Annotated in this window: 24 protein-coding genes and 1 other RNA gene; 12 read left to right on the plus strand and 13 right to left on the minus strand. The window is 60.7% G+C overall.

The features are described from left to right. Window positions 1-18 precede the first annotated feature (18 nt). The 3 genes from ubiH to PPUTUW4_RS26555 are packed head-to-tail and all read right to left on the minus strand — an operon-like array spanning window position 19 to window position 3,122. Window positions 19-1,206, minus strand: coding sequence for a 2-octaprenyl-6-methoxyphenyl hydroxylase (gene ubiH / locus PPUTUW4_RS26545; protein ID WP_015097301.1), 1,188 nt, complete (start codon window positions 1,204-1,206; stop codon window positions 19-21). Then, complete coding sequence (gene pepP / locus PPUTUW4_RS26550; protein WP_015097302.1) at window positions 1,203-2,537, minus strand: Xaa-Pro aminopeptidase; 1,335 nt, start codon at window positions 2,535-2,537, stop codon at window positions 1,203-1,205. The genes ubiH and pepP overlap by 4 nt, the downstream gene beginning before the upstream one ends. Before the next feature lie 27 nt (window positions 2,538-2,564). After that, window positions 2,565-3,122: a YecA family protein gene (locus tag PPUTUW4_RS26555; protein ID WP_015097303.1), complete on the minus strand. Its 558-nt coding sequence runs from the start codon at window positions 3,120-3,122 to the stop codon at window positions 2,565-2,567. A 194-nt stretch (window positions 3,123-3,316) separates the two neighbouring features. Here PPUTUW4_RS26555 and PPUTUW4_RS26565 point away from each other — a divergent pair, with 194 nt between their 5' ends. The 4 genes from PPUTUW4_RS26565 to PPUTUW4_RS26575 all read left to right on the plus strand — a co-directional run bounded on the left by PPUTUW4_RS26565 (window position 3,317) and on the right by PPUTUW4_RS26575 (window position 4,741). Further along, the gene (locus PPUTUW4_RS26565; protein ID WP_007982902.1) at window positions 3,317-3,526 is read left to right on the plus strand and encodes a TIGR02449 family protein; all 210 of its coding nucleotides are present in this window, start codon (window positions 3,317-3,319) and stop codon (window positions 3,524-3,526) included. Further along, entirely contained in the window at window positions 3,523-3,840 is a 318-nt protein-coding gene (locus PPUTUW4_RS26570) for a cell division protein ZapA (RefSeq protein ID WP_015097304.1), read from the plus strand. The genes PPUTUW4_RS26565 and PPUTUW4_RS26570 overlap by 4 nt, the downstream gene beginning before the upstream one ends. Before the next feature lie 30 nt (window positions 3,841-3,870). Continuing rightward, window positions 3,871-4,049, plus strand: a non-coding RNA gene (gene ssrS, locus PPUTUW4_RS28540) — 6S RNA. Window positions 4,050-4,135: 86 nt separating this feature from the next. Further along, window positions 4,136-4,741, plus strand: coding sequence for a 5-formyltetrahydrofolate cyclo-ligase (locus PPUTUW4_RS26575; RefSeq protein ID WP_007978899.1), 606 nt, complete (start codon window positions 4,136-4,138; stop codon window positions 4,739-4,741). A 35-nt stretch (window positions 4,742-4,776) separates the two neighbouring features. Here PPUTUW4_RS26575 and PPUTUW4_RS30085 read toward each other — a convergent pair whose 3' ends face one another. Continuing rightward, window positions 4,777-4,932, minus strand: a complete 156-nt coding sequence (locus PPUTUW4_RS30085) for a hypothetical protein (RefSeq protein ID WP_015097305.1) — start codon at window positions 4,930-4,932, stop codon at window positions 4,777-4,779. Between the two features lie 195 nt (window positions 4,933-5,127). On the opposite strand from PPUTUW4_RS30085, the gene PPUTUW4_RS26580 reads away from it, so the two are divergent. Next, on the plus strand, window positions 5,128-5,580 hold the full coding sequence (locus PPUTUW4_RS26580) for an EVE domain-containing protein (RefSeq protein ID WP_015097306.1): 453 nt from the start codon (window positions 5,128-5,130) through the stop codon (window positions 5,578-5,580). A gap of 125 nt (window positions 5,581-5,705) precedes the next feature. Here PPUTUW4_RS26580 and PPUTUW4_RS26585 read toward each other — a convergent pair whose 3' ends face one another. Continuing rightward, window positions 5,706-6,113: a flagellar basal body-associated protein FliL gene (locus tag PPUTUW4_RS26585; RefSeq protein WP_015097307.1), complete on the minus strand. Its 408-nt coding sequence runs from the start codon at window positions 6,111-6,113 to the stop codon at window positions 5,706-5,708. Between the two features lie 150 nt (window positions 6,114-6,263). Here PPUTUW4_RS26585 and PPUTUW4_RS26590 point away from each other — a divergent pair, with 150 nt between their 5' ends. Next, complete coding sequence (locus PPUTUW4_RS26590; RefSeq protein WP_007978892.1) at window positions 6,264-7,241, plus strand: NADPH:quinone oxidoreductase family protein; 978 nt, start codon at window positions 6,264-6,266, stop codon at window positions 7,239-7,241. 41 nt (window positions 7,242-7,282) lie between these two features. Here PPUTUW4_RS26590 and PPUTUW4_RS26595 read toward each other — a convergent pair whose 3' ends face one another. After that, window positions 7,283-7,900 carry an energy transducer TonB gene (locus tag PPUTUW4_RS26595; RefSeq protein WP_015097308.1) on the minus strand — a complete coding sequence of 206 codons (618 nt, stop codon included), beginning with the start codon at window positions 7,898-7,900 and terminating at the stop codon, window positions 7,283-7,285. A gap of 327 nt (window positions 7,901-8,227) precedes the next feature. On the opposite strand from PPUTUW4_RS26595, the gene glpT reads away from it, so the two are divergent. After that, window positions 8,228-9,577 carry a glycerol-3-phosphate transporter gene (glpT, locus tag PPUTUW4_RS26600; RefSeq protein ID WP_015097309.1) on the plus strand — a complete coding sequence of 450 codons (1,350 nt, stop codon included), beginning with the start codon at window positions 8,228-8,230 and terminating at the stop codon, window positions 9,575-9,577. On the opposite strand, the gene PPUTUW4_RS26605 is transcribed toward glpT, so the two are convergent. The 6 genes from PPUTUW4_RS26605 to PPUTUW4_RS26630 all read right to left on the minus strand — a co-directional run bounded on the left by PPUTUW4_RS26605 (window position 9,553) and on the right by PPUTUW4_RS26630 (window position 15,769). Further along, a complete protein-coding gene (locus tag PPUTUW4_RS26605) occupies window positions 9,553-10,221 on the minus strand; it encodes a gamma-glutamylcyclotransferase (RefSeq protein ID WP_007978886.1) in 669 nt (222 codons plus the stop codon). The genes glpT and PPUTUW4_RS26605 overlap by 25 nt on opposite strands. A gap of 306 nt (window positions 10,222-10,527) precedes the next feature. Further along, complete coding sequence (locus PPUTUW4_RS26610; RefSeq protein ID WP_015097310.1) at window positions 10,528-11,496, minus strand: CDP-6-deoxy-delta-3,4-glucoseen reductase; 969 nt, start codon at window positions 11,494-11,496, stop codon at window positions 10,528-10,530. Then, window positions 11,496-12,962 carry a 4-hydroxy-3-polyprenylbenzoate decarboxylase gene (gene ubiD / locus PPUTUW4_RS26615; RefSeq protein WP_015097311.1) on the minus strand — a complete coding sequence of 489 codons (1,467 nt, stop codon included), beginning with the start codon at window positions 12,960-12,962 and terminating at the stop codon, window positions 11,496-11,498. Before ubiD ends, PPUTUW4_RS26610 begins: the two co-directional genes overlap by 1 nt. Window positions 12,963-13,103: 141 nt before the next feature. Beyond that, on the minus strand, window positions 13,104-14,363 hold the full coding sequence (gene rho, locus PPUTUW4_RS26620) for a transcription termination factor Rho (RefSeq protein WP_003206716.1): 1,260 nt from the start codon (window positions 14,361-14,363) through the stop codon (window positions 13,104-13,106). A gap of 247 nt (window positions 14,364-14,610) precedes the next feature. Then, window positions 14,611-14,940: a thioredoxin TrxA gene (gene trxA, locus PPUTUW4_RS26625; protein WP_003206727.1), complete on the minus strand. Its 330-nt coding sequence runs from the start codon at window positions 14,938-14,940 to the stop codon at window positions 14,611-14,613. Window positions 14,941-15,061: 121 nt separating this feature from the next. Then, window positions 15,062-15,769 carry a FadR/GntR family transcriptional regulator gene (locus tag PPUTUW4_RS26630; RefSeq protein ID WP_015097312.1) on the minus strand — a complete coding sequence of 236 codons (708 nt, stop codon included), beginning with the start codon at window positions 15,767-15,769 and terminating at the stop codon, window positions 15,062-15,064. Between the two features lie 256 nt (window positions 15,770-16,025). On the opposite strand from PPUTUW4_RS26630, the gene PPUTUW4_RS26635 reads away from it, so the two are divergent. The 5 genes from PPUTUW4_RS26635 to ppx all read left to right on the plus strand — a co-directional run bounded on the left by PPUTUW4_RS26635 (window position 16,026) and on the right by ppx (window position 20,617). Beyond that, the gene (locus PPUTUW4_RS26635) at window positions 16,026-16,811 is read left to right on the plus strand and encodes a transporter substrate-binding domain-containing protein (protein WP_015097313.1); all 786 of its coding nucleotides are present in this window, start codon (window positions 16,026-16,028) and stop codon (window positions 16,809-16,811) included. 22 nt (window positions 16,812-16,833) lie between these two features. After that, the gene (locus tag PPUTUW4_RS26640) at window positions 16,834-17,502 is read left to right on the plus strand and encodes an amino acid ABC transporter permease (RefSeq protein WP_007978873.1); all 669 of its coding nucleotides are present in this window, start codon (window positions 16,834-16,836) and stop codon (window positions 17,500-17,502) included. After that, window positions 17,499-18,149, plus strand: coding sequence for an amino acid ABC transporter permease (locus PPUTUW4_RS26645; RefSeq protein WP_015097314.1), 651 nt, complete (start codon window positions 17,499-17,501; stop codon window positions 18,147-18,149). The genes PPUTUW4_RS26640 and PPUTUW4_RS26645 overlap by 4 nt, the downstream gene beginning before the upstream one ends. Beyond that, window positions 18,136-18,873: an amino acid ABC transporter ATP-binding protein gene (locus PPUTUW4_RS26650; RefSeq protein ID WP_007978870.1), complete on the plus strand. Its 738-nt coding sequence runs from the start codon at window positions 18,136-18,138 to the stop codon at window positions 18,871-18,873. Before PPUTUW4_RS26645 ends, PPUTUW4_RS26650 begins: the two co-directional genes overlap by 14 nt. Before the next feature lie 241 nt (window positions 18,874-19,114). Next, complete coding sequence (gene ppx, locus PPUTUW4_RS26655; protein WP_015097315.1) at window positions 19,115-20,617, plus strand: exopolyphosphatase; 1,503 nt, start codon at window positions 19,115-19,117, stop codon at window positions 20,615-20,617. A gap of 179 nt (window positions 20,618-20,796) precedes the next feature. Here the strand turns inward: ppx and ppk1 are convergent, their stop codons facing one another. After that, on the minus strand, window positions 20,797-23,019 hold the full coding sequence (gene ppk1, locus PPUTUW4_RS26660) for a polyphosphate kinase 1 (protein ID WP_015097316.1): 2,223 nt from the start codon (window positions 23,017-23,019) through the stop codon (window positions 20,797-20,799). Between the last annotated feature and the right edge of the window lie 11 nt (window positions 23,020-23,030).

Below are 23,030 nucleotides of genomic sequence, written 5' to 3' on the forward strand. Positions count from 1 at the left end.
AATCGGCGGTTCAACCAGCTAGGCATCCGGTCGCGTCCCCAGCCCCATCGCCTGTCGGGCAAACCAGCGTTTGGCCGGTGGCAGCAGGTCGAGGCCGAGCAAGCCGATGTTGCGACCCAGGGACACCAGCGGCTGGGTACTGCCGAACAGGCGCGTGACCTGATCGGAGAAGCCCACGGTGAGGTCCTGGTCGAGACGCTGATGCTCGCGATAGGCCTGCAAGGTGGCAAAGTCGCCCAAGGGTTTTTCGCTGGCGAGCAAGGCATCGGCCAGGGCCTGGGCATCGCGCAGGGACAGGTTGAACCCCTGGCCGGCAATCGGATGCAGGCTGTGCGCCGCGTTGCCGAGCACCGCCAGATGCGGGCGCACCTGTTCTTCGGCCTCGACCAGTGTCAGCGGATACAGATGTCGTGCACCGACCTGCTTCAACGTACCGAGGCGATAACCGAAGACACCCTGCAATTCACTGAGGAAACTGCGCTCATCGAGGGCTGCCAGGCGTTGCGCGTCCATGCCCAGACGGGTCCAGACCAGTGCACAGCGGTTTTCCGGCAGCGGCAGTAACGCCATCGGGCCTTCGTCGGTGAAACGCTCGAAGGCCATGCCGCTGTGGGCCTCGCTCGGGGTGATGTTGGCGATCAGCGCGCTCTGGTTGTACGGACGCTTGCGGATGCCGATCCCCAGTTGCTCGCGCAGGCCGGAGCGGCCGCCGTCAGCGAGCACCGCGAGGTCGCACTCAAGGGTGGTTTCATCATTGAGGGTCAGGCGATAGCCATCGGTCAGCGGCTCCATGCGGGTGACTTCCGCCGGGCAACGCCAGCTGATCACGTCCTTGTCCAGGCCTTGCCACAGGCATTGGCCGAGCCAGGCGTTTTCAACGACATAACCCAGCGCTGGAACACCCTCTTCCATCGCCGACAACCGCGCCGTCGAGAATCGACCACGGTCGGAAACATGAATCTGCTTGATCGGCTCGGCGCGGCGGGAGACTTCCTGCCAGACGCCCAGGCGTTGGTAAATCTGTCGCGAGCCAAAGGACAGCGCCGAAGAGCGGGCGTCGTAACTCGGTTGCCAGGTGTCCCCCGGGGCGAACGGCTCGATCAGCACGATCTTCCAGCCTCGGGCCTTGGCGCCAGCCTGCAAGGCCAGCGCCAGACTCGCACCGACCAGCCCGCCACCAATGATTGCCAGGTTGACTCGACTCATGCCGCTTGTGTCCGTGCTTGCGCCATCAGGGCCTCGATTTCGCTGACGGTTTTCGGCACGCCGCCCGTCAATATTTCACAGCCGGTTCTGGTGACCACTACGTCGTCCTCGATGCGCACGCCAATGCCGCGCCATTTCTTCGCCACGCTCTGGTTGTCCGGAGCAATGTAGATCCCCGGCTCCACGGTCAACGCCATGCCGACCTCCAGTACGCGCCACTCGCCGCCGACCTTGTATTCGCCGACATCGTGCACATCCATGCCCAGCCAATGGCCGGCGCGGTGCATGTAAAACGCCTTGTAGGCTTCGCTGGCGATCAGTTCGTCAACGTCACCCTGGAGCAACCCCAGCTTGACCAGCCCGGCCGTGATGACCCGGACCGTGGCCTCGTGCGCCTGGTTCCAGTGTTTGTTCGGGGCGATTTCGGCAAAGGCGGCTTCCTGGGAGGCCAGCACCAATTCGTAAATCGCTTTCTGTTCCGCTGAATACTTGCCGCTGACCGGAAAGGTCCGGGTGATGTCGCTGGCGTAGCAGTCGATCTCGCACCCGGCGTCGATCAGCACCAGGTCACCGTCCTTGAGCAGCGCGTCATTCTGCTGGTAATGCAGGATGCAGCTGTTGCGCCCCGCCGCGACGATCGACCCGTAGGCCGGCATCTTCGCCCCGCCCTTGCGGAATTCGTAATCGAGCTCGGCTTCCAGGCTGAATTCGTGCAACCCGGCGCGGCAGGCCTGCATTGCCCGTACGTGCGCCTGGGCGGAAATCCGCGCCGCCTCGCGCATCACTTTCACTTCTGCCGCCGATTTATACAGGCGCATGTCGTGCAGCAGATGATCCAGGGCAACGAATTCGTTCGGCGGCTGGGCACCGAGGTTGGCCTTGGAGCGGATCACGTTGATCCATTCCATCAGGTGGCGGTCGAATTCGGGGTTGCTGCCCATGGCCGAGTACACCCGGTCACGGCCTTCGATCAGGCCCGGCAGGATGTCGTCGATATCGGTGATGGGAAAGGCGTCGTCGGCGCCGAAGTCGCGAATCGCACCTTCCTGTCCGGCACGCAGGCCATCCCACAATTCGCGCTCGGCGTTGCGCTCGCGGCAGAACAGGATGTATTCGCCATGCACACGCCCCGGCATCAGCACCAATACCGCCTGAGGTTCAGGGAAGCCGCTGAGGTACTGGAAGTCGCTGTCCTGGCGGTAGACGTGCTCGACGTCGCGGTTACGAATGGCCACCGCGGCGGCGGGCAGGATGGCGATGCTGTTGGGTTCCATCTGCGCCATCAGGGCCTTGCGGCGACGGCTGTATTCCGATTTCGGGATGTGGATCATGGGCAGATGGCGTTCCCTGGCAAACGATTAGTGCAGCGACGGTTTGGCGGCGGCCGGCACGTCTTTCTTGGTCTCGGAGAACAGCAGCAGCGGCGCGACGCGCAGGTACTCCATGACCTCCATATAGTCGTTTTCGCCGTCGTCGGACTCTTCCAGCGCATCTTGCACCTGGGAGATGGCCGCCAGATCCTGCAGCACTTCGGTGGCCTCGGTGCTCAGGGCGCTGCTGTCACGGCAGTTCAATCCGAAACCGCTGAGGAAACCCTGGCACCATTGGCCCAGGGCGGCGGCACGCTCGGTGAGCGGGGCGTCGTCTGTCGGCAACAGCAGAACGACGGTCACGTCATCGCCGGTGAGCTCGCCTTTTACCATCTCTTGCAGGCCGATCAGGGCGTTGCGAACGTTGTCCTGCGGCTCGCTTTCGAGCAATTCGGCGGCGTCGATCAGCCAGCCTTCGGCGTCGAAACCGGCGCCGGCGCAGCTGCGGCCGAGCAACAGGCCGTGCAGTTCAGCAGGCGAGACGTTGTAACCGCTGGAAGTCAGCAGGGTGGCGAAGCCTTGGTACGGGGAATTCTGAATGGTCATGGGCAGCTAGGCGCCAGACGGCGCTATGTCTAGAATGAAGGCCTTGTATCCTACATCGACTACCCCTGTAGGAGCGAGCTTGCTCGCGATGAACCCGAGAACGCCGCGGGTTGTCAGGGACCCAGCGTTATCGTTGGCGACCATCGCGAGCAAGCTCGCTCCTGCAGTCCAACACCCATCAGACAGTGAAGACAATGGAAGACACCGACCTGCAAGCGCTGATGGCCAGACTCGAATTGCTGATTACCCGAGTCGAGCAACTTAAGAGTCAAAACGGACTCTTACTAGCTCAGGAAAAGACCTGGCGCGAGGAACGCGCGCATCTCATTGAAAAAAACGAAATCGCCCGGCGTAAGGTCGAGTCGATGATTTCGCGCCTCAAGGCCCTGGAGCAAGACTCATGAGTTCAAGCAATAGCGTCACCGTGCAGATTCTCGACAAAGAGTATTCGATCATCTGCCCTCAGGAAGAGCGCAGTAACCTGATCAGCGCCGCCCGTTATCTGGACGGCAAGATGCGCGAGATTCGCAGCAGCGGCAAAGTCATCGGCGCCGACCGTATCGCCGTGATGGCTGCGCTGAACATCACCCACGACCTGCTGCACAAGGAAGATCGCCCGGACGTTCAGGTCAGCGGCTCGACCCGTGAGCAGGTTCGCGACCTGCTCGATCGCGTCGATCTGGTCCTGGCGACCGATCCGGACGTCACCAAAGGCTGATTCGCGTCGCCGCTTGCGGTATACTGCACTCACTCCCTGGGGTGTTTGCCAGTTGGCGATGTCCCTGAGCCGATTTGCTATACCCTGGAGGTTGCACGTTGGGCTGGTGTGCATGTCCGCTAGACGGAAAGCCTTAAAGCCTACTGCATCTTCCACCTTGAACTTTCGGGTTCAAGGGCTAAGTCGACAGCGACACATTCGGGGAGCCTGATTCCAGTCCAATGCCGGTTTAAATACCGGCATTGGCGTTTTTGCGGGTACGCTTTGTGTATCCGTCCTGCCGAAGTCCGAATCCATGACCGAACCTGCGCTGCTTCCCCGCCCGCAACTTCGACGCATGCTGCGCAAGGCCCGTCGCGCACTGACACCCAGTCAGCAGCGCCAGGCCGCTCGCGGGCTGTACAAGCAATTGGCCCAGCAACCGCTGTTCCGCCGCGCCAGACACATCTCGCTCTATCTTCCGACCGACGGTGAAATTGATCCGCGCCTGTTGCTGCGTGCCGCACAGCGCCGGGGCAAGGCCACCTATCTGCCGGTGCTGAGTGCCTGGCCGCGAACCAAAATGGTATTCCAGCGCATCCGGCCAGGGGAAAAACTCAAACCCAACCGCTTCCGCATTCTCGAACCTCGGGCCAACCTCGCCCGGCAACGCAGAATCTGGGCGCTGGACCTGGTGTTGTTGCCATTGGTGGGGTTTGACGATGTTGGCGGACGCCTGGGGATGGGCGGCGGCTTCTACGATCGGAGCCTGGCCTATCTGGCGCGCCGCAATGACTGGCGCAAGCCGACGCTGTTGGGGCTGGCCCATGAGTGTCAGAAGGTGGAGCGATTGGCTCAGGCGAGCTGGGATGTGCCGCTGCAGGGAACGGTCACAGACAAGGCCTGGTATTACGCAGGTTAGGCGCCACTTCGATCAGCGACGCCGGGACAACAGGATCAGCGCTTGAAGGCGGTCGACTGTTGCTGCAATTGGGCGAGCCCGACCGGTGCATCGGTCTTGCTGGCCCACAGGCTTTGGGCATAGCCGGTGGTCACGACGCCAAGGCCAAATAAAATGACCAAAATCCATAGTAAATCCGGTTTGCGTTTCATCGATTGCCCCCCAAAGGCAGATCTACACGATGACAGCAGCGGTTTCCGTTTGTAGGCCGTGCAGCAGCGTCAAGCTTTAAAGGCCGGCATTTTGCGACAACGTGAACCGCTGCGCAAATGCTGACGTCAACCGACTGTCGGTTTGTCATAAAATTGCCGAAAAGCTGCTCAATCACCACGCAAGGAGCAAAAGACATGGCCTATTGGCTGATGAAATCCGAGCCCGACGAACTCTCGATCAAAGGACTGGAAAAGCTCGGCAAAGCGCGCTGGGACGGGGTTCGCAACTATCAGGCACGCAACTTCCTGCGGGCCATGGCGGTGGGGGATGAGTTCTTTTTCTATCATTCCAGCTGCCCGGAGCCGGGCATCGCCGGTATCGGCAAGATTGTCGAAGCCGCGTATCCGGACCCGACGGCGTTGGAACCTGAAAGTCATTACTACGACCCAAAGGCAACGGCGGAGAAAAACGCCTGGAGCGCGATCGATGTCGCCCATGTCGAGACGTTTGCCAGGGTGCTGAAGCTGGATTACCTGAAGCAGCAGACGGCGCTGGCCGAGATGCCACTGGTGCAGAAAGGCTCGCGGCTGTCGGTGATGCCGGTGACGCCGGAGCAGTGGGCGGCGGTGATTGCACTCAAGCCTTAAGTTTTGCGGTGTCAATCAGAATGCCATCGCGAGCAGGCTCGCTCCCACAGTGGATCTGCATACACTGAAGATCTCCTGTGGGAGCGAGCCTGCTCGCGATGAGGCCCGCAAGAGCAGCAAAAGACTTATTGAATGATCAGGTTGTTGAACAACAAATCCTCAACCACCGGCTTGCCGGTTTCGTCGCTCATCACCTGCTGGGTCTGTTTCAGGGCTTCCTGACGCAGCTTTTCCTTGGCCTCGACATTGTTCATCGTCTCGGTGGTCTGCTGGGCGAACAGCGCGACCAATTGATTGCGAATCAACGGTTCATTGGCCTTCACCGCCTTGGCAGCCTCGTCACCGGTCACCCGCAACGCCACATCAGCCTTGTAGACTTTCAGTTTCGGCGTGCCGTCCAGGCCGTAGTTGCCCACGAACGGCGGGCTCAGGGTGATGTAGCTGACCTTCGGAGCGGTATCTTCTTTGGCTTCTTCGGCCAGCGCTGCCACAGGCAGGGACAGGGCCAGCAACAACATGATCCACGCTTTCACAATTCACTCCTTATCCGGTTTGCGGCCTAGCATAACGACCCGCCATGCAAGCACAAGCTTATGGCTGACTATCAGGGCCGGGCATGCTCGTTGACCCTTCGACCCACACACCTACACTTATCGGCCATCACTCCCAAAGGAATAGCCCTGATGAAAGCCGTGCTGTGCAAAGCCTTCGGCCCTGCCGAATCGCTGGTGCTGGAAGACGTCGCCAGTCCTGTCGCGAAGAAGAATGAAATCCTGCTGGACGTGCACGCCGCCGGGGTCAATTTCCCCGACACGCTGATCATCGAGGGCAAGTACCAGTTCAAGCCGCCCTTCCCGTTTTCTCCGGGTGGCGAAGCGGCCGGCGTGGTCCGCGAAGTCGGCGAGAAGGTCAGCCACCTGAAAGTCGGTGACCGGGTCATGGCCCTGACCGGCTGGGGCAGCTTTGCCGAACAGGTCGCCGTGCCGGGCTACAACGTGTTACCCATTCCGCCATCCATGGACTTCAACACCGCCGCCGCCTTCAGCATGACCTACGGCACCTCGATGCACGCCCTCAAGCAGCGCGGCAACCTGCAACCGGGCGAAACCCTGCTGGTGCTGGGTGCCTCCGGCGGTGTCGGCCTGGCGGCGGTGGAAATCGGCAAAGCCATGGGCGCCCGGGTGATTGCCGCGGCCAGCAGCGCGGAAAAACTCGCCGTGGCCAAGGCCGCCGGCGCCGATGAACTGATCAACTACAGCGAAACCAGCCTCAAGGACGAAATCAAGCGCCTGACCGATGGCCAGGGCGCCGACGTGATCTACGACCCGGTGGGCGGCGACCTGTTCGACCAGGCCATCCGCGCCATCGCCTGGAACGGTCGCCTTTTGGTGGTCGGCTTCGCCAGCGGGCGAATCCCCGAATTGCCGGTCAACCTGGCGCTGCTCAAAGGCGCAGCAGTGCTCGGTGTGTTCTGGGGCTCATTCGCCCAACGCCAGCCGCAGGACAACGCGGCGAACTTCCAGCAGCTGTTTGGCTGGTTTGCCGAAGGCAAGCTGAAGCCGCTGGTGTCGCAGGTGTATCCACTGGGCAATGCGGCGCAGGCGATCAACGATCTTGGCCAGCGTAAAGCAGTCGGGAAAGTGGTGGTGCAGGTTCGCTGAATCCGGCAAAGGGCCCGGACCTCTGAGTCCAGGCTCTTTCCCTACAGTAACTGGCGGATGTCTTCCGGCAAAAACCTTACATACCTGGATCCCGGGTTGTTCGAGCATTGCCTGATAATGATCGGCACCTTTCTGTTCATATCGGCGATCAATGCCAGACGCCGTTCGGTCGGCAGTGTTGCCGTGGAAAACGCGTTCGACAGATAAGCCCGGATGTAATGGAAGGCGGTGGAATCAATCCACTCGTGCTCCGGGGCACGCGCCAGCGCCGCATTGAGATCGCGGCATCTCAATGCCTTGAGCCACTGGTTGAGATGCAGCGGTAGATGCACATCGAACCTGAACATCATCGGAGCAACGACTTCCTGCTCCTCAGGCTTGTCACCCTCAACGGCCCATGGCTTGAACCGCCACTGCGCTATGGCGACCCTGGTCGCCTCGGCGAAATCAGGGTGATCGCTTTGCAAAATGCTCACCTTGCTGACCGAGCCGTTGGCATGTGCCATGAACCTGACCCGGACATTACCGGTGACTCCAGCCCGATGCAGCGCCGGTGGGTAAATCGGCTTGGGGTTGTTTTCCGGTATCAGGAACACCTCCCCTGCGCTGCTTTCAACAGACACAACAAACAACAGCACCACAAACAAAAACCACCGCATCCTCCTCTCCCTCGCACCTGAAACGCCACAACTGGCTGTACGGCAAAGGTTAAAGCTCAAGGGTGCTGCACTGAAGGTCACGGCTTCCGGTAACAGAGCAGGACATTTCCCAAAGAATTGCCCTACCCGGGACGAATCAGTCGCGTAAATCATGGGTGGGTAACGCTTCCTACAACGCCCTTCACTTTCACCTGAGCGACATGTTCATAAAGGAATGCGCGATATCCAACATTTCCGCTGTTTTGCCGATGAGAACCGGTGCTATTTTCGGTAACGAAACTGTAACATTCGCAACCGCAGTCAAAACAAGAAATCTGGAGCTCTTGAATGTTTGCTTTCTTTCGTCCTGCCGCACATCAGGCTCCATTGCCTGAAGAAAAAATAGACAGCACTTACCGACGCCTGCGCTGGCAGATTTTCGCCGGCATCTTCATTGGCTATGCCGGTTACTACCTGCTGCGCAAGAACTTCTCCCTGGCCATGCCGTACCTGATCGACGAGGGTTACTCCCGCGGTCAGCTGGGGCTGGCGATGTCCGCCATCGCGATTGCCTACGGCCTGTCGAAGTTCCTCATGGGCCTGGTGTCCGACCGTTCCAACCCGCGTTTCTTCCTGCCGTTCGGCCTGTTGGTGTCGGCTGGCGTGATGTTCATTTTCGGTTTCGCGCCATGGGCGACGTCCAGCGTGACCATGATGTTCATTCTGCTGTTCATCAACGGCTGGGCGCAGGGCATGGGTTGGCCGCCGAGTGGCCGGACAATGGTGCACTGGTGGTCGCAGAAGGAACGTGGCGGCGTGGTGTCCGTGTGGAACGTGGCACACAACGTCGGCGGCGGCCTGATCGGCCCGCTTTTCCTGATCGGCATGGGCCTGTTCAATGACTGGCATGCGGCGTTCTACGTGCCGGCAGCGGTGGCACTGGCGGTAGCGGTGTTTGCCTTTGTAACCATGCGCGACACCCCGCAATCGGTTGGCCTGCCACCGATTGAGCAGTACAAGAACGACTACCCGGAAGGCTACGATGCCAGCCACGAAGAGGAATTCAGCGCCAAGGAAATCTTCGTCAAATACGTGCTGCGCAACAAAATGCTCTGGTACATCGCCCTGGCCAACGTCTTTGTCTATCTGCTGCGCTACGGCGTGCTGGACTGGGCACCAACCTACCTCAAGGAAGCCAAGGGTTTCACCGTGGACAAAACCTCGTGGGCGTATTTCTTCTACGAGTGGGCAGGTATCCCAGGCACCCTGCTGTGCGGCTGGATGTCGGACAAGATCTTCCGCGGCAACCGCGGCCTGACCGGCATGGTGTTCATGGCGCTGGTGACGGTCGCGACGCTGGTTTACTGGCTCAACCCGGCCGGTAACCCGATGATCGACATGATTGCGCTGCTTTCCATCGGCTTCCTGATCTACGGCCCGGTCATGCTCATCGGCCTGCAGGCGCTGGAGCTGGCACCGAAGAAAGCGGCCGGTACGGCGGCGGGCTTCACCGGCCTGTTCGGTTACCTGGGCGGTTCGGTCGCGGCCAGTGCAGCGATGGGCTACACCGTGGACCATTTCGGTTGGGACGGCGGTTTCGTGCTACTGGTGGGCGCCTGCCTGCTGGCGATGGCCTTCCTCGCCCCGACGCTACGTCACAAACAAGTCGCCAGTCAGGGCCGCGAAGCACTCGCTTGATCGGCCTTTGATTTACAGCGCTTGAGCCGCGCCTCCAGATTCCGGTCTGGCATGGCGTGGCTACGCAGGGCGTGCGCGGTCTGCTCGACATAATCGCGAGTGGTGCCGTAACGCCCGCAAGCGTTTTCGAACACATGGCTCAGCACATGGTCCGGCAGGTTGCCGGCATAGCTGGGCAGATGTCGCTCCAGCACAAACCCCAAGGCCTGAACCTGGCTGCCATCTTCGAGTCGGCAGTTAAGCCAGTGCGGGCGGTAGGAAGGAAATGGCATCTCGCGCTGCCAAAGCGCGTACAGCGACGCTTCGAGTTGCTCTTCGGGCAAGCGATAGGCGAAACCGCTGCAAGAGCCACCGCGATCCAGGCCGAACACCAGGCCGGGCATTTCCGGGGTGCCGCGATGTTCGTGGGACCACAGGTACAACCCGCGATGGTAGCCATGCACCCGGCCGCGAACCCGTTCAACCGCCGTGCATTCAGGCCGCCAGATCAGCGAGCCATAGGCAAACAGCCACACCGGCCCACCCTTGTGACGGGCCATGGTCGACTGCATCGAGCTGAGCAATTGTTCGTGAGTGAGCTGCGGCCCCAGATCGAGCCGCGGAGGGTAAGCCAGATTCAAAAAAGCAGATTCGATGGCGCTCATGGCGAATAGCGTTCAGCTCCCCGCGGGTGAAGAATTACTTAATAGAACGCACAGCTGTAACAATAAGGCACATATGTTTTAAGGCAATTTGAATGCCATGGCACAGTTCTTAATTAATTGCTTGAATGAAATATAACCTACCGGAATTTATATAAGTTTATAAATACCGATAGGCTATATAGAGAGTTATAAACCTGTAGGAGCGAGCTTGCTCGCGATGGTCGTTAACGATTACGCGGGAGGTCAGGCTACTCGCGGTGTTCTTGAGCCCATCGCGAGCAAGCTCGCTCCTACAGGCGGGCAGGATCAGGAGCGCGGTGCGTAGGCAAACACATCGGCGCGCATCTGATGGGCGTCCATCCCCGCCTCGACCAACGCATCCAGGGTGCCGTAGACCATGGCCGGCGAGCCACTGGCGTAGACATGCAGGGCCTTGAGATCGGGAAAGTCTTCACAGACCGCTTCATGCAACATGCCGCAGCGCCCTTCCCAACCGCATTGATCGCTGACGACCTTGTGCAGGAACAGGTTGGGTAGTTTCAGCCATTCGTTCCAGTGCTCGACTTGATAAAAGTCTTCCGGACGACGCACGCCCCAATACAAATGCACCGGATGCTTGAAACCCGTGGCCCGGCAATGTTCGATCAGGCCGTGAACCTGGCCCATGCCGGTACCGGCGGCAATCAGCACGAGAGGGCCGTCCGGCAACTCTTCCAGGTGGGTATCGCCAAACGGCAACTCGACCCGCACCATGCTGTTGCGCTGAAGCTGCTCGATCAGGCTCAGCGCACTGGATTCGCGCGCCAGTACGTGGATTTCCAGGTCGCGCCCAGCATGCGGTGCCGAGGCGAGGGAAAAGGCGGACTTTTCGCCGTTCTCGCGCTCGATCATCAGGTACTGCCCGGCGTGGTAGCGCGGCGGTTTGCCGGCCGGAGCCCGCAGACGCACGCGCCAGGTATCGCCGCCCACGTCCTTGCACTCAATGACCTGACACGACACGCTGCGCACCGGCAGTTCTCCCAAGGCGAGCACGCCATCCCACAGCACGATGCAGTCTTCCAGCGGCTCCGCTATGCAAGTGTAGAACTCGCCATGATCACGCACATTGCCGGCCTGCTCGACCCGACCTTCCACCAGCAGCGCCGCGCACACGTGGCAATTGCCGTTGCGGCAACTTTGCGGGCATTCGTAGCCCAGTCGTCGCGCGCCATCGAGAATCCGCTCGCCGGGCAATATCTCAAGCACTGCTCCGGAGGGCTGCAAGGTTACACGCATCAATCTATTCCTAACTGATTCCAGATGGCATCGATCCGCTGGGTCACCGCATCGTCCTTGACGATGACACGGCCCCACTCACGGGTGGTTTCGCCCGGCCATTTATGCGTGGCATCAAGGCCCATTTTCGACCCCAGGCCGGACACCGGCGAGGCGAAGTCCAGGTAGTCGATCGGCGTGTTGTCGATCATCACCGTGTCGCGCTTGGGGTCCATGCGCGTGGTGATGGCCCAGATCACGTCGTTCCAGTCCCGGGCGTTGATATCGTCGTCGGTGACGATAACGAACTTGGTGTACATGAACTGTCGCAAAAACGACCAGACACCCAGCATTACCCGCTTGGCATGGCCCGGATACGACTTCTTCATGGTCACGATGGCCATGCGGTACGAGCAACCTTCGGGCGGCAGGTAGAAATCGGTGATCTCCGGGAACTGCTTCTGCAGGATCGGCACGAACACTTCGTTCAGCGCGACGCCGAGGATCGCCGGCTCATCCGGCGGGCGGCCGGTGTAGGTGCTGTGGTAGATCGGCTTGATCCGGTGGGTGATGCGCTCGACGGTGAACACCGGGAAGCTGTCGACTTCGTTGTAGTAACCGGTGTGGTCGCCGTACGGGCCTTCATCGGCCATCTCGCCCGGATGGATCACGCCTTCAAGGATGATTTCGGCGGTGGCCGGCACTTGCAGGTCGTTGCCGCGGCATTTCACCAGCTCAGTGCGGTTACCGCGCAACAGGCCGGCGAAGGCGTATTCGGAAAGGCTGTCGGGCACCGGGGTCACGGCGCCGAGGATGGTCGCCGGGTCTGCGCCCAATGCAACGGCAACAGGAAAGGGTTGGCCCGGATGCTTTTCGCACCACTCGCGATAATCCAGTGCACCGCCACGGTGGCTCAGCCAGCGCATGATGACTTTATTGCGGCCAATCACCTGTTGACGGTAGATACCGAGGTTCTGTCGGTCCTTGTTCGGCCCCTTGGTGACGGTCAGGCCCCAGGTGATCAGCGGCGCGACGTCGCCTGGCCAGCAGGTCTGCACCGGCAACTTCGCGAGGTCGACGTCGTCGCCTTCGATGACCACTTCCTGGCAGATCGCGTCTTTGACCACCTTGGGCGCCATCGAGATGATCTTGCGGAAGATCGGCAGCTTGGACCAGGCATCCTTCAGGCCTTTCGGCGGCTCGGGCTCCTTGAGGAACGCCAGCAGTTTGCCGATCTCGCGCAGTTCACTCACCGCTTCCGCGCCCATGCCCAGTGCTACGCGCTCAGGTGTACCGAACAGGTTGCCGAGCACAGGAATGTCAAAACCCGTGGGCTTTTCGAAAAGCAGGGCCGGGCCTTTGGCGCGCAAGGTGCGGTCGCAGATCTCGGTCATTTCCAGTACTGGGGACACCGGAACCTGAATGCGCTTGAGTTCGCCGCGCTGTTCCAGCCCGCTGATAAAGTCGCGCAAGTCGCGATACTGCATGCGTAAGCCTCGTGTTTGGCCGTGGCGTTCGGGGCAGGCAGTTTAGCGCCGAACCCTTCGGTTCAGAACCACGAACTGCCACCTGATCAAAAATCGGATAGCAAAAAGCCGGGTTTCCCCGGCTTTTTGTGCCTGCTCGACTTACTTGCGTTTCATCGACAGGAAGAACTCATCGTTGGTCTTGGTCGTTTTCAGCTTGTCGACCAGGAACTCGATGGCAGCCACTTCATCCATCGGATGCAGCAGCTTGCGCAAGATCCACATGCGCTGCAGCTCGTCGTCGGCGGTCAGCAACTCTTCGCGGCGGGTGCCGGAACGGTTGATGTTGATGGCCGGGAACACGCGCTTTTCAGCGATGCGGCGATCCAGAGGCAGCTCCATGTTGCCGGTGCCTTTGAATTCCTCGTAGATCACTTCGTCCATCTTCGAGCCGGTTTCAACCAGCGCGGTGGCGATGATGGTCAGCGAGCCGCCTTCTTCGATGTTCCGCGCGGCGCCAAAGAAACGTTTCGGTTTTTCCAGGGCGTGGGCATCGACACCACCGGTCAGTACCTTGCCGGAGCTCGGGATCACGGTGTTGTAGGCACGAGCCAGACGGGTGATGGAGTCGAGCAGGATCACCACGTCTTTCTTGTGCTCGACCAGGCGCTTGGCCTTCTCGATCACCATTTCGGCAACCTGCACGTGGCGGGTTGGCGGCTCGTCGAACGTCGAGGCAACCACTTCGCCGCGCACGGTGCGCTGCATTTCGGTTACTTCTTCCGGACGTTCATCGATCAGCAGCACGATCAGGTGAACTTCAGGGTTGTTACGCGCGATGTTCGCGGCAATGTTCTGCAGCATGATCGTCTTGCCCGCTTTCGGCGGAGCAACGATCAGACCGCGCTGGCCTTTGCCGATCGGGGCGCACAGGTCGATGACACGACCGGTCAGGTCTTCGGTGGAACCGTTACCGGCTTCCATCTTCATGCGCACGGTCGGGAACAGCGGGGTCAGGTTCTCGAAGAGAATCTTGTTTTTCGCGTTTTCCGGACGGTCGAAGTTGATCGTGTCGACCTTGAGCAGCGCGAAATAACGCTCGCCTTCCTTTGGAGGGCGGATCTTGCCAACGATGGTGTCACCGGTGCGCAAGTTGAAACGACGGATCTGGCTCGGCGAGACGTAGATATCGTCTGGACCGGCGAGATAGGAAGCGTCAGCGGAGCGCAGGAAGCCGAAGCCGTCCTGGAGAATCTCCAGCACGCCATCACCGGAGATTTCCTCACCGCTTTTCGCGTGCTTCTTGAGCAGGGAGAAAATCACGTCCTGCTTGCGCGAACGGGCCATATTTTCTATGCCCATCTGTTCGGCCAATTCGAGCAGTTCGGTAATCGGCTTTTGCTTGAGTTCAGTCAGATTCATATAGGAATGACGTAATCATTTATGGAGGGGGGAAATTAAGCTTTTGGCTTAATGAGGCCGCGCCGCAGAGAAGGCGACAGGATCGCGTACTTATTCGAAAAGGAGTGCGTCGGCGACGGCTAGCAGGGGGCAATGGAGAAACCAGTGCGGGGCCGAATGTACCACCTGAGTTTGGGAGCGTCTAGCCCTGAATACGCAAAAAGCCCCGCTATTTGCGAGGCTTTTTCAGGACACTTTGCAACGACGCTTAGATGTTGGCGTCGAGGAAGGCAGCCAGTTGCGACTTCGACAGAGCGCCGACCTTGGTCGCTTCAACGTTGCCGTTCTTGAACAGCATCAGGGTCGGGATACCACGCACGCCATGCTTGGCAGGGGTTTCCTGGTTTTCGTCGATGTTCAGTTTGGCGACGGTCAGCTTGCCTTTGTAGGTCTCGGCAATTTCGTCCAGAACAGGAGCGATCATTTTGCAAGGGCCGCACCACTCAGCCCAGTAATCGACCAGTACAGCGCCTTCAGCCTTGAGTACGTCGGCCTCGAAGCTAGCGTCGCTAACGTGTTTGATAAGATCGCTGCTCATGGAATTCTCCAGGGTTGTAAGCAAAAAAACGTGGCCCATCATAGCTGCCCTTCCCTCGTTCAGGAAGGTGCAGTTGATTGAGTCTCGCTATGGTGTTCCATGAGTTTGGGTATAGCCCGGGTCACACCGTAGCGGGAGCGATGAAGGCGATTCCGGTGCGCAACGCCGCGTTACGCACATGCTCGTGCATGGCTTTTTGCGCGGCGCCAGAGGCACGGCGAGCCAGCGCGCGCAGGATCTTGCGGTGCTCCTGCCAGGTTTCCATGGCCCGCTCGGCCCGGATGAACGGTAGCTTCTGGCTTTCCAGGAAGATATCGGCGCTGGCGGTGAGGATACTCAACATTGCCTGATTGCCGCTGGCCAGCAGGATGCGCCGGTGGAATTCGAAGTCCAGGCGCGCCGCCGCTTCAAAATCAGCGGCTTTGAGTTCGTTGCGCATGGCGGCGACATTGTCTTCCAGTGCATCGAGTTCCTCGGTGCTCAAGGTCACGGCCGCCAGCCCCGCGGCAAACCCCTCCAGCGCGTAGCGCAACTGGAAGATATCCAGCGGCGAAGCCTGCGCCGCAAACGGCCAGACCGGTGCGGCCTCGCCTCGCGGCAACTCCACCGGCGCCTGTACGAACACGCCTTTGCCCGGCTGGATGCTGATGACACCCAGCGCACTCAGGGACGACAACGCCTCGCGCAAAGAAGCCCGGCTTACGCCCAGCTGTACCGCCAGGTCCCGTTGCGAGGGCAAGGCATCCCCCGGCCCGAAGCCCTGTTCGGTAATCAGTTTGCGGATGGCTTGCAGCGCCACTTCGGGTACGGCGCGGGAGATCGAGTTCATGGTTTTCCAGACGAACCAGGCCAATGTGCGCTCAGTTGTAAAGCTATTCGCGACGCCCGGCAAGTCGTGCCCCATGGGGGTTCGGCGATTTCCCCGGCTGCGCCATCGGGGTGCGAAACACAACTTGACTGTTCAGACCAGTAAGACCGTTCGGCACCAGCAAAACCGCGCTCTGGCGCCCCCAAGACCCTATGTTGGCATGGCCCATGCTCTATCGATCGGCAGAAATCACTTCTTGCCGATTTGGAGATTTGCCATGACCCAGCGTTTCAGCGCCCTCCTCGCAGCCCTGTTTGCCAGTCTGATGCTGACCCAGGCACCCGCCCACGCCGACGGTCTGGAGGATGTGGTCAAGCGCGGCGTCCTCAAGGTGGCCGTGCCCCAGGACTTCCCGCCCTTCGGCTCGGTCGGGCCGGATATGAAGCCCCGTGGCCTCGATATCGACACCGCGAAACTGCTGGCCGACCAGCTCAAGGTCAAACTCGAACTGACCCCGGTCAACAGCACCAACCGCATCCCGTTTCTCACCACCGGCAAGGTCGACCTGGTGATTTCCAGCCTCGGCAAGAACCCGGAGCGCGAGAAGGTCATCGACTTCTCCCGCGCCTACGCGCCCTTCTACCTCGCCGTATTCGGTCCGCCAGACGCCGACATCAAGACCCTGGACGACCTCAAGGGCAAGACCATCAGCGTCACCCGCGGCGCCATCGAAGACATCGAGCTGACCAAGGTCGCCCCCGAAGGCGTGACCATCAAGCGCTTCGAAGACAACAACTCGACCATCGCCGCGTACCTGGCGGGCCAGGTCGACCTGATCGCCAGCGGCAACGTGGTGATGGTCGCGATCAGCGAGAAAAGCCCGAAACGCGTGCCGGCGCTGAAAGTGAAGCTCAAGGATTCGCCGGTCTACGTCGGTGTGAACAAGAACGAGCCGGCGCTGCTGGACAAGGTCAACCAGATTCTCATCACCGCCAAGAGCGACGGTGCACTGGAGAAAAACGCCCTGACCTGGCTGAAAGAACCACTGCCGGCCGACCTCTGATCTCGCGTGCAGGAGAGACGTTATGGCTTATCAGTTCGACTTCTTGCCGGTGGTGAACAACACCGATCTGTTGCTGCGCGGTGCGTTGTTTACCCTTGAGCTGACCGCCATCGGCGCTGTGCTCGGCGTGGGGCTGGGCATCGTCGGGGCGCTGGTGCGGGCGTGGAACATCCGGCCTTTCGCGGGGATTTTCGCGGTCTACGTCGAGTTGATCCGCAACACGCCCTTCCTGGTGCAACTGTTTTTCATCTTCTTCGGCTTGCCGTCCCTGGGCGTGCAGATTTCCGAATGGCAGGCGGCGGTGCTGGCGATGGTGATCAATCTCGGCGCCTATTCGACCGAGATCATCCGCGCCGGCATCCAGGCGATCCCCCGGGGTCAGCTGGAAGCCGCGGCGGCGTTGGCGATGACGCGCTTCGAAGCGTTCCGCCATGTGGTGCTGCTGCCGGCACTGGGTAAAGTCTGGCCGGCCCTGAGCAGCCAGATCATCATCGTCATGCTCGGCTCGGCGGTGTGCTCGCAGATCGCCACTGAAGAGCTGAGCTTCGCCGCCAACTTCATTCAGTCGCGCAACTTCCGCGCCTTTGAAACCTACGCCCTGACGACCTTGCTCTATCTGTGCATGGCGCTCCTGATCCGCCAGTTGCTGAACTGGATCGGCCAACGGTTCATCGCAAGGAGCAGCCGATGAGTGATTTCACCTTCTGGGACATCGTGCGCAACCTGCTCACCGGTCTGCAATGGACGCTGGCGCTGTCGCTGGTGGCGTTCGTTGGCGGCGGGCTGATCGGCCTGCTGATCATGGTCATGCGCATCTCGGGTAAATCCCTGCCGCGCAGCTTTGCCCGCACCTACATCGAACTGTTCCAGGGCACGCCGCTGCTGATGCAGCTGTTCCTGGTGTTTTTCGGCGTGGCCCTGGCCGGGGTGGAAATCTCGCCGTGGATGGCAGCGGCGATTGCCCTGACGCTGTTCACCAGCGCCTATCTGGCGGAGATCTGGCGCGGCTGCGTCGAGTCGATCTCCGACGGCCAGTGGGAAGCCTCGGCGAGCCTGGCGCTCAATCCGCTGGAGCAACTGCGCTACGTCATCCTGCCACAAGCCCTGCGCATCGCCGTGGCGCCGACCGTGGGCTTCTCGGTCCAAGTGGTCAAGGGCACCGCCGTCACCTCGATCATCGGCTTTACCGAACTGACCAAGACCGGCGGCATGCTCGCCAACGCGACCTTCGAACCCTTCATGGTCTATGGCCTCGTCGCCCTTGGCTATTTCCTGCTCTGCTACCCCCTGTCGCTCAGTGCGCGCTACCTGGAAAGGAGACTGCATGCCTCTGCTTAGAATTTCCGCCCTGCATAAATACTACGGTGACCATCATGTGCTCAAAGGCATCGATCTGAGCATCGAGGAAGGCCAGGTGGTGGCGATCATCGGCCGCAGTGGCTCGGGCAAATCCACCTTGCTGCGCACCCTCAACGGCCTGGAGTCGATCAATGACGGTGTGATCGAAGTCGACGGCGAATACCTCGACGCCGCCCGCGCCGACCTGCGCAGCTTGCGACAGAAAGTCGGCATGGTGTTCCAGCAGTTCAACCTGTTCCCGCACCTGACCGTAGGTGAGAACGTCATGCTGGCGCCGCAAGTGGTGCAGAAGGTGCCAAAGGCCAAGGCTGCCGAATTGGCGCGACAGATGCTGGAGCGGGTCGGCCTGGGCGAAAAGTTCGATGCCTTTCCGGATCGACTGTCCGGCGGCCAGCAACAGCGGGTGGCGATTGCCCGCGCCCTGGCGATGTCGCCGAAAGTGTTGCTGTGCGATGAAATCACCTCGGCCCTGGACCCGGAGCTGGTCAACGAAGTGCTGAGCGTGGTCCGGCAACTGGCCAGGGAAGGCATGACACTGATCATGGTCACTCACGAAATGCGCTTCGCCCGGGAGGTTGGGGACAAGTTGGTGTTCATGCACCAGGGCAAGGTGCATGAGGTGGGGGATCCGAAAGTTTTGTTCGCCAATCCGCAGACGGCGGAGCTGGCGAACTTCATTGGGATGGTTGAAGCGGCGGTCTGAAGATCTGCGGTGCTATTGACGCCGTCTTCGCGGGCAAGCCCGCTCCCACAGGGTCTTGTGCTGAAATACGATTGCGTATTCGCTGCAAAAACCTGTGGGAGCGGGCTTGCCCGCGAAGAGGCCAGTGGCCGCGCCACTAGAGCCCCGTGGTAAAAGATCGCAGCCTTCGGCAGCTCCTACGCGTTGGCGGCAGCCTTTGATCGTGGCACGATGTCGAGGTTATCGACCGAGACCCCCGACCATGCCGCAATCCCAAGCCAAGAATCTGTCCCTGATCGCCGCAATCGACCTGGGCTCCAACAGCTTTCACATGGTCGTGGCCAAGGCCCAGAACGGCGAAATCCGTATTCTCGAGCGTCTCGGGGAGAAAGTTCAGCTGGCCGCCGGCATCGACGAAGAGCGCCATCTCAACGAAGAATCGATGCAACGCGGGCTCGATTGCCTCAAGCGCTTCGCCCAACTGATCAGCGGTATGCCCACGGGTGCCGTGCGCATCGTCGGCACCAACGCCCTGCGTGAAGCCCGCAACCGCGCCGAATTCATCCATCGCGCCGAAGAAATTCTCGGCCACCCGGTGGAAGTCATTTCCGGCCGTGAAGAAGCGCGCCTGATCTACCTCGGCGTGTCCCACACCCTCGCCGACACCCCAGGCAAGCGCCTGGTGGCCGACATCGGCGGCGGCAGTACCGAATTCATCATTGGCCAGCGCTTCGAACCGCTGCTGCGCGAAAGCCTGCAGATGGGTTGCGTCAGCTACACCCAGCGCTATTTCAAGGACGGCAAGATCACCCCGGCCCGTTACGCCCAGGCGTACACGGCGGCGCGGCTGGAGATCATGAGCATCGAACACGCCCTGCACCGCCTGACCTGGGATGAAGCCATCGGTTCCTCGGGCACCATCCGCGCCATCGGTCTGGCGCTGAAGGCTGGTGGCCACGGCACCGGCGAGGTCAACGCCGAAGGCCTGGTCTGGCTCAAGCGCAAATTGATCAAGCTGGGCGATGTCGAGAAAATCGATTTCGAAGGTATCAAGCCGGATCGCCGGGCGATCTTCCCGGCGGGCCTGGCGATCCTCGAAGCGATCTTCGACTCCCTCGAACTGCAACGCATGGATCACTGCGAAGGCGCCCTGCGCGAAGGCGTGCTCTATGACTTGCTGGGCCGCCATCATCACGAGGACGTGCGCGAACGTACCCTCACTTCGTTGATGGAGCGCTACCACGTCGATCAGGATCAGGCGGCAAGGGTCGAGCGCAAGGCGCTGCATGCGTTTGACCAGGTAGCCGAAGACTGGGACCTGGAAGACGGCGTCTGGCGCGAACTGCTGGGCTGGGCGGCCAAGGTCCATGAAGTGGGCCTGGACATCGCTCACTACCAGTACCACAAGCACGGCGCCTACCTGATCGAGCACTCGGACCTCGCCGGGTTCTCCCGCGAAGACCAGTTGATGCTCGCGCTGCTGGTACGCGGCCACCGGCGCAACATTCCCAAGGACAAGTTCGCCGATTTCGGCGACGACGGCGTCAAATTGATTCGTCTGTGCGTGCTGCTGCGCTTTGCGATCCTGTTCCACCACATCCGCGGCACCCAGCAAATGCCCCAGGTGGAACTGAACGCCTATGGCAACAGCCTGGAAGTGGTGTTCCCGGAGAACTGGCTGGACGAAAACCAGCTGACCCAGGCCGACTTTGAAATTGAAGCGCAATGGCTGACCCGGGTCGACATCGTGTTGACCGCTCGCTAAACCGCCGCCCCTGTAGGAGCGAGCTTGCTCGCGAAAAACCTGAAGGCAACGCGTTTATCCAGGCAGTACGCATCATCGTTCACGTCCATCGCGAGCAAGCTCGCTCCTACAGGGAACGGACAGCCGATACAAAAAAGGGCGATCCACATGGATCGCCCTTTTTTCACCCGCTTGTCCCGTTACCGCACCGCCAGAATCGGACTGCCCAAACGCTCCAGCAATGTCGCTTGGGCGCTGCGCGGGTTCTGGTTACCGGTCGGTGTGTTACGGACGTAACGACCGTCCGGCTGCAGGCTCCAGCTGTGGGTGTTATCGGTCAGATACAGCTCCAGCTCTTTCTTGACCCGCATGATCAGTTTCTTGCCTTCCACCGGGAAGCAAGTCTCGACGCGCTTGTCGAGGTTGCGCTCCATCCAGTCGGCACTGGAGAGGAACATCTGCTCATCGCCGCCGTTGAGGAAGTAGAAGACCCGGGTGTGCTCCAGGAAACGGCCGATGATCGACCGCACATGGATGTTGTGGGAAACCCCGGCGATGCCCGGCCGCAGGCAGCACATGCCACGCACCACCAGATCGATGCGCACGCCTGACTGGCTGGCCTTGTACAGCGCGCGGATGATCTTCGGATCGGTCAGCGAGTTGAACTTGGCGATGATGTGCGCCGGTTTGCCGTCGAGGGCGAACTGGGTTTCCCGGGCAATCATGTCCAGCATGCCCTTTTTCAGGGTGAACGGCGCGTGCAGCAGCTTCTTCATGCGCAGCGTCTTACCCATGCCGATCAACTGGCTGAACAGTTTGCCGACGTCTTCGCACAAGGCGTCGTCGGAGGTCAGCAGGCTGTAGTCGGTGTACAGGCGGGCGTTGCCGGCGTGGTAGTTGCCAGTGCCGAGGTGCGCATAACGCACGATCTCGCCCGCTTCGCGACGCAGGATCAGCATCATCTTGGCGTGGGTCTTGAAGCCGACTACGCCGTAGATCACCACCGCACCGGCCGCTTGCAGTCGGCTGGCCAGTTGCAGGTTGGATTCTTCGTCGAACCGCGCACGCAGTTCGATCACCGCCGTGACTTCCTTGCCGTTACGCGCCGCATCCACCAGCGCATCGACGATTTCTGAGTTCGCGCCGGAGCGGTACAGCGTCTGGCGCACCGCCAGTACGTGTGGATCCTTGGCGGCCTGGCGCAGCAGGTCGACCACCGGGGTGAACGACTCGAATGGGTGCAGCAGCAGGATGTCCTGCTTGCTGATCACGCTGAAAATGTTCTCGCTGTTCTGCAGCAGTTTCGGGATCTGCGGGGTGAACGGCAGGTATTGCAACTCGCGCTGGCTGTCCAGGCCGGTGATGCTGAACAGCCGCGTCAGGTTCACCGGACCGTTGACCTGGTACAACTCGGTCTCGCTCAGGTTGAACTGCTTGAGCAGGTAGTCGGACAGGTGTTTCGGGCAAGTGTCGGCCACTTCCAGGCGTACTGCGTCACCGTAGCGACGGGAGAACAGCTCGCCGCGCAAGGCGCGGGCCAGGTCTTCGACGTCTTCGGAGTCCAGCGCGAGGTCGGCGTTGCGGGTCAGGCGGAACTGGTAGCAACCCTTGACCTTCATGCCCTGGAACAGGTCATCGGCGTGAGCGTGGATCATCGACGACAGGAATACATAGTTGTCGCCAGCGCCGCCGACTTCTTCCGGCACCTTGATGATGCGCGGCAGCAGGCGCGGTGCCGGGATGATCGCCAAACCGGAGTCGCGACCGAAAGCGTCGATACCTTCGAGCTCGACGATGAAGTTCAGGCTCTTGTTCACCAGCAAGGGGAACGGGTGCGTAGGGTCGAGGCCGATAGGGGTGATGATCGGTGCAATCTCGTCGCGGAAATAGCGGCGCACCCAGGTCTTGAGCTTGGTCGTCCAATTGCGGCGACGTATGAAGCGGACCTGATGTTTCTCCAGCTCCGGCAACAGAATGTCGTTGAGGATCGCGTACTGACGGTCGACGTGACCGTGTACCAGTTCGCTGATGCGCGCCAATGCCTGATGCGGTTGCAGACCATCGGCGCCTGCCTGTTCACGTGCGAAGGTGATCTGCTTCTTCAGGCCGGCAACGCGAATTTCGAAGAACTCGTCCAGGTTGCTGGAGAAGATCAGCAGAAACTTCAGCCGCTCCAGCAATGGGTAGGACTCGTCCAGCGCCTGCTCCAGCACGCGGATGTTGAACTGCAGTTGCGACAGTTCGCGGTGGATGTACAGGCTACTGTCATCCAGACCGGGAATGGCCACCGCCGGTGCTGTCGCAGCGGGTTCGACGACCGCTGCGGGCGGAGCTGGCTCCAGCTCCGGCGGGGTCTCGTCGACTTGCTCCACCACCGGTTGAGCGTCTTTTACGGCAACTTCAGTGAGTACTTCGGTATTCATCGAATGTTCCT

This window comes from Pseudomonas sp. UW4, from assembly GCF_000316175.1.
GTDB classification, from domain to species: domain Bacteria; phylum Pseudomonadota; class Gammaproteobacteria; order Pseudomonadales; family Pseudomonadaceae; genus Aquipseudomonas; species Aquipseudomonas laurylsulfatiphila.